The following is an 11,572-nucleotide window of genomic DNA, read 5'->3' as shown; positions in this document are numbered from 1 at the left end:
AGAACTCCCAGAAACCGATCTCCATTGGATTGATTCTCGGGAGATCTGACCATCGGATATCACCCGAAAGTCGTTTCAGGACAACGACTTGGGAGATTTTCAGGGCCGACTAGGTAGGCCTGCCTGTGCCTGTGAACGGCGCAACGCGAGTGGTCAGTCATAGCTATCGATGAGCAAGCCCGACTTGAATGTCACTCCAGGAAGCTTCGAGGCCAGCCATTCGCGTGAGACGCGCAACGAAAGAATGTCGGTGGCTACTTCAAGTCGGAAGGGCGCTGACTCTGCTCGTTCCTTCAATTTGTATTCGACAAATCGTTGAATCGCCATTGCCTTATCGCCAAGCAACTCCCACCTCATGTCCTCGGCCATTTGGCGACGCATGCTTTCCTCGGTCCATACATGGCCTACGTGCAGGTGGCACACGGCGTTCTCAACCTTCTCTATTGCTTGGGCAAGGTCGTTGAAGCTTGCGCGGGGAATGAGTTGGTGGCGATCCTGCCTTATGAGGTATTTGGAGAAGTCGCTAACTGGTATTTGGAAAATATAGTCGCGCTCGGTTGCGACTCCTTCAATTGGAGCATCATACGCGGCAGAGATAACAACATTTACATCGCCGACAATATGATTTAAATAGACTCGAGTCAATTTTATTGATTTGCTACCTTGCTCGCACGACAGGTCGAATAGCGTAAGTCGTTCTGCACTTTGGAATCCATTTACTTGGAAATGCATCGCCTCGTACCAGCCGCCATATCCCTTCCAAATGGACGGCGGGACTGTGTCTTGGCCAAGCTGCATTGAGTCCAAATTGACTAGGCGACCAAGCACTGAATACGCTTGATCCTCGGCGCATACAAACGGCGAGCCGTCTGCGGCCTCAGTGCCTATCATTCCGTTCCCGAAGGCTGCCAGCCACCTGGCAAAGGCCTCGGCGCCCGAGCCGGCCACGAAACATTTACCCAAGTACGGTAGGTCAATCATCGCAGCATTGAGCTTGAGAAAGTAGCCCACTCCTTCCTGTGGGTCCCAGGAGAATCCAACAACTCCGACCTCCGTTCGGGCGGTTTCGTCAAATTCGTAATAGGTTGACTCAAAAATCTCTTGAGTAATAACGCCTGTGGTTCCGCTTGCTTCAAGCAGCTTCGCGATGAATTCATTGGCTAATTTGACGGTGCCGGCAAATCCTAGGACGCAATTCTCATTGACGCGAACAAGCTTCCGCCGAAGATCCACGATAGAAAAGGGAAGATCGAATCTCCTGGTGTCGCCGAGCGTAGGAATTGGTATGGAATCACCTTTTCGCTCGATGGAGATCATCGAGTCGGCAATCAGCACGGGTACACCCTCGTAATTAAGCAATGCAACGACAGTCATCGGAAGGAAGTATTGATTGATGCTGGGGTGGCTAAATACTAACGAGTTCGCCAAGAACGGCAGATTCTGGCCAGTTCGCTGATCTGGCTTGGCGTGGAAAACTGCCCAATTTCCGAACATTCCAGCATGCTGAGGCGAGACAATCACTCAGTCGAGCCGCCATATGGTGGTCCACAGGCTTGTTCAAGCTGACGGTACACAAGCCGTCGACTCAGGCGGGCCTCTCGCAGTAGCTGGTCGCGGCTTAACCAGATCGTTGAGTGCCTGCTTTCGGCTGGTCTGCCTGATCAGTCCGGGGGCGGCAACGGGTCGACGACATGCGCCTGCCAGAGCGTGCAGCAGCCGTCGTTCGAATCGGAACGCGGTAAGCGCCGCAGTGAGTGGCCGGTTCCAAATGTGAGGCGGCCGGTCAGGGCCAGTGGCGGTCAACGACCGGTGTCGGCGGTTGCTGCCGTTCCGGCATTGGACCGCGAACGACTCACATCAGCCTGACACAGCCGTTCAAGCTAGGCTATCCAAAAACGCATCCATCGCCAACAGCGCCTGATCGGCATCCCGTCCTTGCTTGCTCGCAGCAGTTCGCAGGCCATCCAGGTGCGCAGCCAGGTCCTGCAGCACCGGCAGCCGGAACACGTCCTTCAGCGCCAAGTCGGCATGGCCGGATTGCTGCAGGCGGGCGACCAGTTGCACGGCGAGCAGCGAGTGGCCGCCCAGTGAGAAGAAGTGGTCGCGACGGTCCACGCGAGGTCGGCCCAGCAGGTCCTGCCAAAGCGCGGCCAGTGCCTGCTCGGTGTCGCCTTCGGGTGCCTCGTAGGCAGAAGCGTCCAGCGCGGCGCCGGGTTCGGGCAGTGCGTGGCGGTCGACCTTGCCGTTGGCGTTCAGCGGGAGCGTGGGCAGTTGCACCAGGGCCGAGGGCAGCATGTATTCGGGCAGCACGCGGGCCAGGGCCGCGCGCAGCATGGCGTCGTCCAGCGGCTCGCCGCCATGCGCGATGTAGGCCACCAGGCGCAGGCCGGTGGGGCCTGTGCGGGCCATGACCACTGCGGCGCGCACGCCGGGCTGGGCCAGCAGCTGGGCTTCGATCTCGCCCAGCTCGATGCGGAAGCCGCGCAGCTTGACCTGATGGTCGCTGCGGCCGAGGTAGGCGAGCCGGCCATCGGCGCTGGCGCGCACCAGGTCGCCGGTGCGGTAGAGGCGCGCACCGTAGTGGCCAAAAGGATCGGCGATGAAGCGCTCGGCGCTGAGGCCGGGCCGCTGCAGGTAGCCTCGGGCCAGGCCCACGCCGCCGATGTACAGCTCGCCGGCGGCGCCCAGCGGCACGGGCTGCAGGTCTGCGTCCAAGACGTGCAGCGTGGTGCCGGCGATGGCGCGGCCGATGCAGGGTTCGCCGCCCGGCGGCACGGCCTCGGCGCTGGACCAGATCGTCGTTTCGGTGGGGCCGTAGAGGTTCCACAGCGACACGCCCAGCGCCTGCAGCGAAGCCACCAGGTCCGGCGGCAACGCCTCGCCGCCGCACAAGGCTTTCAGCCTGGCCTGACCGTTTGCCGGCCAGCCGGCGGCCAGCAGCAGGCGCCAGCCCGAAGGCGTGGCCTGGACCACGGTGGCGCCGCTGGCTTCCACCAGTTGCGCCAGCGCGCGACCATCGCCCAAGGCGTCGGCATCGGCCAGCACGACTTGTGCGCCGCTGATCAGCGGGAGCCAGAGTTCCAGCGCGGCAATGTCGAAAGACAGCGCGGTCAAGGCCAGCACCACATCCTGCGGGCCCAGGCCTGGCGCTTCGTCGCGCATGCTGAGCAGGAAGTGCGACAGCGCGTGGTGCCGCACCATCACGCCTTTGGGCCGGCCGGTGGAGCCGGAGGTGTAGAGCACGTAGGCGAGTTGCTCGCCATGCACGGCCTGCGCCGGCGCTTGAGCGGGACCGTGCGTCAGGTCCAGGTCCTGCAGCATCAAGACGGGCAGGTTCGCGCCCGGTGGCGCCGGCTGGGCGGCCAGCAGCAGCGCGGCGCCGCTGTCGCGCAGCATCAGCGCCAGGCGCTCCGGCGGCAGGCCAGGGTCCAGCGGCAGGTAGGCGGCGCCGGTCTTCAGGATCGCGAGCAGACCCACGACCATCTCGATGGAGCGCGGCAAGGCAATGGTCACCAGTGTTTCGCGGCCGGCACCCCGGGCGAGCAGCGCGTGGGCCAGCCGGTTGGCCCTGGCTTCCAGCTCGGCGTAGCGCAGGCTGCGGCCGGCGCAGCGCAGCGCGATGGCCTCTGGCGTGGCCGCGGCCTGGCGGGCGAACAGCGTGTGCAGCGGCGGCGCGTCGCCGAAGCGGCGCGGGTTGTGGGCGGCGGCCAGCCAGGCCTGTTCGTCGGCATGCGGCAGCGGCAGTTCGGCGAGGCTGCTTTCGGGTGCTTCGGCCAAGGCGCGCAGCACCACTTCGGCATGCTCGGCCAGCCGGGCGATGGTGGCGCGTTCGAACAGCTCTTGCGGGTAGCCGAAGTCCAGCCGCAGGCCGCCGTTTCCGCCTTCGTTTGCATCTTCCACCGCGGTCACGCTCAACTCGAACACGGCCGGCTTGTCCAGCGCCAGGTCCAGCGGCTGCACGCTCAGACCCGGCAGCGCGGGGCGGGCGCTGCCATCGGCGCGCAAGTGGTTGAACATCACCTGGCACAGCGGGCTGCTGCCCAGCTGACGCTCGGGCTGCAAGGCCTCGACGAGTTGCTCGAACGGCAGGTCCTGCTGCGCCTGCGCGCCCAGCGCGGCCTCGCGCACCTGGGTGAACAGCTCGTGCAGGCGCATCCTGCCGTCCAGCTGGCTGCGCAGCACCTGCGTGTTGACGAACAGGCCGACCAAGCCTTCGGTTTGCGCGCGATGCCGGTTGGCAATGGGCACGCCGACGCGGATGTCGCGCTGGCCGGTGTAGCGGTAGAGCAGCGCCTGCAGCCCGGCCAGCAAGGCCATGAACAGCGTGCCGCCCTGCTGCTGCGCCAGGCGGCGCAAGCCCTGCACCAGCGCCGGTGGCAGCGGGTGTTCCAGGCGGGCCAGCCGGTGGGCAGCTTCCGCGCGACGCGGATGGTCCGCCGGCAGTTGCAGCACCGGGTGTTCGCTGCCCAGCTGCTGGCGCCAGTAGGCCAGTTGGCGCGCGGTTTCGCCCTCGGCCAGCCAGCGGGTCTGCCAGGCGGCGTAGTCGGCATAGGCGATGGGCAAAGCCGGCAGCGCGCCCTGCCCCGCGTACAACTGGCCGAACTCGCGCAGCAGCAGCTGCATGGACCAGCCGTCTGACACGATGTGGTGCATGCCCAGTACCAGCAGGTGGTCCTCTGGCCCCAGGCGGACCAGCGCCACGCGCAGCAGCGGGCCGCGCGCCAGGTCGTAAGGCGTGAGCAGCAGGCGCTGCAGCGTGGCCTGCACGCTGGCGGCACCTGGCGCCTCGCCTAGGTGGTCGATAAGAGGCACCTCAATCGCCATCTCGGGATGGATCACCTGTTGCGCCAGGCCGTCTTCACCCGCCTGGAACACGGTGCGCAGCGAAGCGTGCCGGGCCACCAGGGACTGGAACGCCTCGCGCACCGCCGCCGTGTCCAGCACGCCTTGCAGGCGCAGCACTTCGGCCATGTGCGCGGTGGTTGCCTGCGAGTCCAGCTGCCACAGGAACCATTGCCGCTGCTGGGCATGCGACAGCGGCGCACGCGCCAGTTGCAGCGCAGGGATGCCGGCGGCCACCGGCGCCGCATCGCCGCGCAGGCCCGCGGCGAGCTGCGCCGCCAGCCTGGCTTGCTGCTCGGGGGTCAGGCTGGCGCGGCGGCTTGCCATGTTGTGCAAAGTGCTCATGCGAAAAGGCGATTCTTCAGGAAAGGTCGGCGCCGATCTGTTCGATCAGGCGCAGCTCCACCAGCGCGGCCAGGCCGGCAACCGTGGGTTCGGTGAACAGCTCGGCCGGGTGCAGCGTGACGCCAAAGCGCTGGCGCACCTGGGTCAGCAGTTGCAGGGCGGTCAGCGAATCGCCGCCCAGCTCGAACAGGCTGTCGCGCCGGCCAATCCCGTGGAAGCCCAAGGTCTCGCCCCATAGCGCCGCCAACGCCTGCTCCAGCTCGCCTTCGGGCGCTGCAAACGGCACCGCAAGCGCAGGGCGCGCATGAGCCGCCGGGCCACGCGGCGCGGCGACAGGCAGCGCGTCGCCGAAGTCCAGCGAGCGCGCCGCGGCCTGCTTGGCGGCCAGGCCTTGCGGCGAGACCAGCACCGCCGCGGGCGGCCCGGCCAGCACGCGCTCGAAGGCTTCGGCGCCCTGCGCAGGCGAGAGGCTGATGGCGGCATCGGGGTGGCGGTGCGCGGCCATGCCGACCTCGCGCCAGCTGTCCCACAGCAGCGACCAGGCCGGCCAGCCGCGCTCGCGGCGCAGCCACTGGGCGTGGGCATCGAGGCAGGCGTTGGCGGCTGCGTAGTCGGCATCGCCAAAGGCGCCAACCATGGCGGCCATCGAGCTGCAGTGGGCGACAAAGTCCGGCGCGGGCCCGTCCCAGGCTTGCACCAGCGCGCGGGCGCCAGCGAGCTTGGGCGCCATCACGGCGGCCACTGCGGCAGGGTCGCGCTGGGCCATGACGCCGCCGCCCGCCAGGCCTGCGGCGTGGATCACGCCGTGCACGGTGCCGAAGCGCTGCCGTGCCGCCTGCAGCGCGCCGCGCAGCTGGGCCGCATCGCTCACGTCAGCCTGCAGCGCCAGCCACTCACCGCCCTCGCCTGCCAGCGTTTCGAGCGCCTGCAGGCGCTGGCGCAGCGCGGCGGGGGTGGCCGGATCGGCCAGCAGTGCCGGCCAGTCGCTCTGTGCCGGCAAGGCCGAGCGGCCCAGCAGCACCAGCCTGGCTTGCCAATGGCGCGCCAGGTGCGTGGCCAGCGCCAGGCCGATGCCGCCCAGGCCACCGGTGAACAGGTACACGCCGCCACGGCGCAGCGGCGGCGCGGCCCTGGGGCGAGAGACGGCGACCGCCTGCTGCACCCAGCGATGCGGGCCGCGCAGCGCCAGCTGTGGCAGCGCCGCGGGCGACTGCAGCTCGGCCAGCACCTGCGCGGCCAGCTGGGCTTGCGCACGCGCATCGCCGGCCGGGTCCAGCGCGTCGATCAGCTGGCATTCGATGTCCGGCCACTCCTGCGGCAGCGCCGCGCACGGGCCACGCAGCGCGGCCTTCGCGGGATGCAACGGCTCGGTGCCGGTGATGTCGTCCAGCTGGCTGGCCAGCACGGTGATGCGCAACTTCGCAGCCCGTACCGCCGGGCCGGCGCGGTGCAGCGCCCGCACCAGCGCGAGCAGGCTGTACAGCCCGTTTTGCAAGACGGCCTCATCCTGCGCGTCGTCCGCGGCTGGCAGGCTGAGGGTGTGCACGATGTGCTGCAGCGGGCCGTGGGCAGCGGCGGCGTGTTGCAACAGGCTGGCCAGTGCGTGGTCATCGCCTTCGAACTCCGTGATGCGCTGCACGGCATGGCCTGCCTCGCTCAGCATCGCGGCGAGGGTTTCGTCGAACGCGCCGTGCTGGCCCAGCAGCAGCACCGGGCCGGCGGTGCGGGCGATTGATGCGGGCAGCGGCTCGGCGCGCTGCCAGCGCATCACCTCGAACCAGTCGTCCAGCGGACGAGGGCCAACGGCTGCTGGCGCAAGCGATGCGACCGGACCGGCCTCGACCCAGTGCCGCTGCCGCTCGAACGGATAGCCAGGCAGCGGCACGCGGCGTGGCCTGGCCTCGGCGGACCGGCAGGCGGCCCAGTCCAGCGGCGCACCCGCTTGCCACAGCCGTGCCAGCGTGCCGGCAAGGTGGGCTTCGGCCTGCGCCTGTTCGCGTGGATGCGGCTGCGAGGCCAGCAACACCGCCGCCTCGCCAGCACGGGCATGGCGGCGCGCCAGGCCGGTCAGCACCTCGCCGGGGCCGACTTCCAGCAACAGCCGGCCGGGCGTGGCGAGCAAGCTGTCCAGCCCATCGGCAAAGCGCACGGTGCCGCGCAGATGGCGCACCCAGTAGGCCGGGCTGGTGGCCTCTTCGACGGTGATGAAACGGCCGCTGAGGTTGGAGATGAAAGGAAGGCGCGGCGGGTGCAGCGAGACCCGCGCCAGCGCGGCCTCGAAGGCCGGCAACGCGGGTTCGACCATCACCGAATGGAAGGCATGCGAGACCTGCAGCCGCCGCACGGCAACGCCTCTTGCCTGCAACAACTGCTCGGCCGCGGCAATGCATGCCAACGGGCCTGCCAGCACACACAGGCCTTCGGCATTCACCGCCGCGAGGCTGCAGCCCTGCGCCAGCACCTCGGGCGGCAGCGCGGATTCGGCCAGCGCCACCGCGCTCATCGCCCCGGTGGGCAAGGCCTGCATCAGCCTGCCGCGTTCGGCGATCAGCGCCAAAGCGTCTGCCAGGCTGAACACGCCCGCCAGGCAGGCGGCCACGTATTCGCCCACGCTGTGGCCCAGCATGGCCGTGGGCTGCAGGCCCCAGCTCATCCACAGCCTGGCCATGGCGTATTCGACGACAAACAGCGCCGGCTGGGTCAGCGCGGTCTGGGCCAGGGACTCGGCGGCCACGCGCTCGTCGCTGGCGGACGGGAACAGGCAGTCGCGCAGGTCCAGGCCCAGGCGCGGGCGCAATTGCTCGGCGCATTCGTCCACCAGGCTGCGGAACAGGGGGGCCTGCGCATACAACGCACGGCCCATCTGCAGATGCTGCGCGCCTTGGCCCGGGAACAGGAAGACCAGCTCGGGCGACTGCGCGCCGACCTGGCTGGCGGCCAGCCATTGGCCCTGGTCTGGCCCGGCGCCGGGCGGCACCAGGCGCACGCTGCGGTGGGCCAGCGCGCGGCGGCCGGCCTGCAGCGTGAACGCGGCGTCGGCCGCAGACGGTGCGCCGGGTGCTGCCAGGCAGGCGTCCAGCTCGGCCTGGGCCTGCCGCAGCGCGGCGGCGCTGCGGGCCGACAGCGGCAGCAGTTGCCAGCCTTCGGCACGCGCTGCGTGCACGGGAGGTGGCGCTTCCTCCAGCAACACATGCGCATTGGTGCCGCCCATGCCAAACGAGCTGACGCCCGCGCGGCGCGGCGTGGCGCCGGCGGGCCAGGGCCGGGTGCGGGCGTTGACCTCGAAGCCGCCTGTGCAGAAGTCGATCTGCGGGTTGGGCCGCTCGAAGTGCAGGCTGGCCGGCAGCGTGGCGTGGCGCAGCGCCAGCACGGTCTTGATCAGGCCGGCGACGCCGGCCGCGGCGTCCAGGTGGCCGATGTTGGTCTTCAGCGAGCCGATGGCGCAAGGCGCGGCGCGGGCCGGCTGGCCTTCGCTGTTCGCGGCAAAGGCCTGGGCCAGCGCGGCCAGCTCGATCGGGTCGCCCATGGGCGTGCCGGTGCCGTGTGCCTCCACGTAGCCGATGCTGGCCGGCGCCACGCCGGCCACGCGCTGCGCGGCGACGATGGCGCGCGCCTGGCCCTCGACGCTGGGCGCCGTGTAGCCGACCTTGCCGGCACCGTCGTTGTTGATCGCCGAGCCCTTGATCACGGCATGCACCGTGTCGCCATCGGCCAGCGCCTCGGCCAGGCGCTTGAGCACGACCACGCCCACACCGCTGCCGCTCAGCGTGCCGGCGGCTTGCGCGTCGAAGGCCCGGCAACAGCCATCGGGCGAGCGGATGCCGCCGGGCTGATAAAGGTAGCCCTGTCCCTGCGCCAGGTTCAGCGACACGCCGCCGGCCAGCGCCAGGTCGGCCTCGAAATTCAGCAGTGCCTGGCAGGCCAGGTGCACGGCCACCAGCGAGGTGGAGCAGGCCGTCTGCACCGAGATGGCCGGGCCGCGCAGGTCCAGCGTGTAGGCGGTGCGCAGTGCGAGCGCGTCCTTGTCGTTGCCGTTCAGCAGCGCCGGCAATGCGGCCTCGTCGGCCAGCGCGCCGGCCGGCAGCAGCTGGCGCCAGACGTACTGGTTGGCGCTGCTGCCTGCGTAGACGCCTGTGCGCACCGGGCGCGACGGGCCGTCGTAACCGGCGTGCTGCAGCGCGTGCGCGGCGGTTTCGAGGAACACACGCTGCTGCGGGTCCAGGCGCTGGGCCTCGCCGGCAGCCAGGCCGAAGTAGCCGGCGTCGAACAGCGCCATGCCTTCCAGCACCACGCCGGCTTTCACATAGGCTGGGTCGGCCAGCAAGGCCTCTGGCACGCCTTGCGCGCGCAAGGCCTCGTCGCTGAAACGCTGCACCGATTCAACACCGTCCCGCAGGTTCTGCCAGAAGGTGGCCAGGTCCGGCGCGCCGGGGAAACGCCCGGCCAGGCCAACGATGGCGATGTCCATCTCGCCGATTTCAGCGGCTTCGCTCATCGCAGCGCTCCTGCTGCGGCGGCACGGCGGCGGCGCATCAAGGCCTCACGCTGGCGGGCGGCGTCGTCACCCGCGGTCTGCAGCGCGGCGCTGGCGGCGGGTTGCTCGCGCGCGCCCAGGTGCCGCGCCAGCGCGGCGATGGTGGTGTGGGCAAACAGCTCGACCAGCGGCACCTGCAAGCCAAGCCGCTGCTTCAGCGCGGCCTGCAGCGCGACCAGGCGCAGCGAGTGGCCGCCGAGGTCGAAGAAGTTGGCGTCCCGGCCCAGCTGCGCCACCGGCAGGTTCAGCACTTCGGCCCAGACTTTTGCGAGCGCGGCCTCGCCTGGCTGCAGCGGCGCGCCGCCGGCGGCCTGGCCGCTTGGCGCCTGTGGTTCGGGCAAGGCCTTGCGGTCGATCTTGCCGTTGGCATTCAGCGGCAGACGCGGCAGCGTGACAAAACGCGCCGGCAGCATGTAGGCCGGCAGCACACGGGCCAGCGCGGCCTGGTGGGCGGCAACAGCGTCGCCCGCCATCTCGGGCGCGAGGTAGGCGACCAGGCGCTCCGGTGCAGCGCCAGCAGGCGCTCCGGCGGCCGGCAGCGCCACCACCACGGCTTCGCGCACACCCGGTTGGCTCAGCAACTGAGCCTCGATCTCGCCCAGCTCGATGCGCTGGCCGCGCAGCTTGAGCTGGTGATCCAGCCGGCCGAGGTATTCGAGCTGGCCGTTCTCACGGTGTCGCACCAGGTCACCGGTGCGGTAGAGGCGCGAGCCGTCTGCGGCCAGCGGGTCGGCAATGAAACGCTCGGCGCTGAGCGCCGGCTTGCCGAGGTAGCCGCGGGCCAGGCCCACGCCGCCGAGGAACAGCTCGCCGGGTGCACCAGGCTTGACCGGGTTCAGGTCGGCGTCCAGCACACGCAGCCGCAGGCCGGCGATGGGTGCGCCAATCGGCACGGCGCGGGCCAACGGCGCGTCCTCGGGCCGGCAGGTCCAGTGGGTCACGTCGATGGCGGCCTCGGTCGGGCCGTAGAGGTTGTGCAGGCGCGCCTGCGGCAGGCAGGCGACCAGGCGGCGCTGCAGTTCGACAGGCAAGGTTTCGCCGCTGCAGACGATGTCGCGAACGCCGGTGCAACCGCGCGCCACCGCCTCGTCAGCGAGGAAGGCCTGCAGCATCGAGGGCACGAAGTGCAGCGTCTTCACCGCATGCCGGCGAATCGCCTCGGCCAGACGGGCCGGCTCGCGATGCGCCTCGGGCGCGGCCAGCGCCAGGCGCGCGCCGATGGTCAAGGGCCAGAAGAATTCCCAGACCGACACGTCGAAACCGATGGGGGTTTTCTGCAGCACGGTTTCGCCCGCGGCCAGCGGGTAGGCCTGCTGCATCCAGGCCAGGCGGTTGTGCAGCGCGCCGTGCACATTGGCCGCGCCCTTGGGCCGGCCGGTGGAGCCCGAGGTGTAGAGCACATAGGCCAGTTGCGCCGCGTGCACCGGCAGCGCGGGATCGTGCGTGGGGCCTGTGGCGGCCAGCGTGGCGCTCACCGCCCGCTGCGGGAATGCAGCCAGCGCCGGCAGGCTTTGACCTGGCAGCGTGAGCACCAGCGCCACGCCGCTGTCCGCCGCCATGTAGGCCAGGCGCTCGGCCGGCAATGTCGGGTCCAGCGGCACAAAGGCGGCGCCGGCTTTCAGCACCGCCAGCAGCGCAATCACCAGTTCCAGCGAACGTGGCATGGCCACGCCGACCCGTTGCTCGGGCTGCAGGCCGCCTGCGAGCAGCGCATGGGCGAGCTGGTTGGCACGGGCCTCCAGCGCGTCGTAGCGCAGCGACTGTTCCTCGCCGCCCTCGCCTGCCATCACCAGCGCGATTGCGACCGGTGTGGCGCGGGCCTGCGCGGCAATCTGCCGGTGCACCGGCTGC

General features: G+C 69.6%; 4 protein-coding genes. All 4 read right to left on the bottom strand.

Annotation, left to right across the window (positions count from 1 at the left end; translation table 11 throughout):
- Positions 1–153 precede the first annotated feature (153 nt).
- Positions 154–1,374 carry a hypothetical protein gene (locus LRH25_RS27115; protein WP_141291290.1) on the bottom strand — a complete coding sequence of 407 codons (1,221 nt, stop codon included), beginning with the start codon at positions 1,372–1,374 and terminating at the stop codon, positions 154–156.
- Between the two features lie 501 nt (positions 1,375–1,875).
- The gene (locus LRH25_RS27110; protein WP_231012882.1) at positions 1,876–5,187 is read right to left on the bottom strand and encodes a non-ribosomal peptide synthetase; all 3,312 of its coding nucleotides are present in this window, start codon (positions 5,185–5,187) and stop codon (positions 1,876–1,878) included.
- 16 nt (positions 5,188–5,203) lie between these two features.
- Positions 5,204–9,682 carry a type I polyketide synthase gene (locus LRH25_RS27105; RefSeq protein ID WP_231012881.1) on the bottom strand — a complete coding sequence of 1,493 codons (4,479 nt, stop codon included), beginning with the start codon at positions 9,680–9,682 and terminating at the stop codon, positions 5,204–5,206.
- The gene (locus LRH25_RS33355; protein WP_445663772.1) at positions 9,679–11,508 is read right to left on the bottom strand and encodes an amino acid adenylation domain-containing protein; all 1,830 of its coding nucleotides are present in this window, start codon (positions 11,506–11,508) and stop codon (positions 9,679–9,681) included. The genes LRH25_RS27105 and LRH25_RS33355 overlap by 4 nt, the downstream gene beginning before the upstream one ends.
- Positions 11,509–11,572: the final 64 nt, after the last annotated feature.

It is taken from the genome of Ideonella azotifigens (genome assembly GCF_021043325.1).
Lineage (GTDB): Bacteria > Pseudomonadota > Gammaproteobacteria > Burkholderiales > Burkholderiaceae_C > Ideonella > Ideonella azotifigens.
Note: the sequence above shows the minus strand (reverse complement) of the source record. Positions and strands in the feature narration are given on the sequence as shown.

What these genes read in the sequence shown, in the direction of transcription:
- LRH25_RS27115 (WP_141291290.1), bottom strand. Translation starts at nt 1,374, where the DNA reads ATGACTGTCGTTGCATTGCTTAATTACGAGGGTGTACCCGTGCTGATT.
- LRH25_RS27110 (WP_231012882.1), bottom strand. Translation starts at nt 5,187, where the DNA reads ATGAGCACTTTGCACAACATGGCAAGCCGCCGCGCCAGCCTGACCCCC.
- LRH25_RS27105 (WP_231012881.1), bottom strand. Translation starts at nt 9,682, where the DNA reads ATGAGCGAAGCCGCTGAAATCGGCGAGATGGACATCGCCATCGTTGGC.
- LRH25_RS33355 (WP_445663772.1), bottom strand. Translation starts at nt 11,508, where the DNA reads ATGGCAGGCGAGGGCGGCGAGGAACAGTCGCTGCGCTACGACGCGCTG.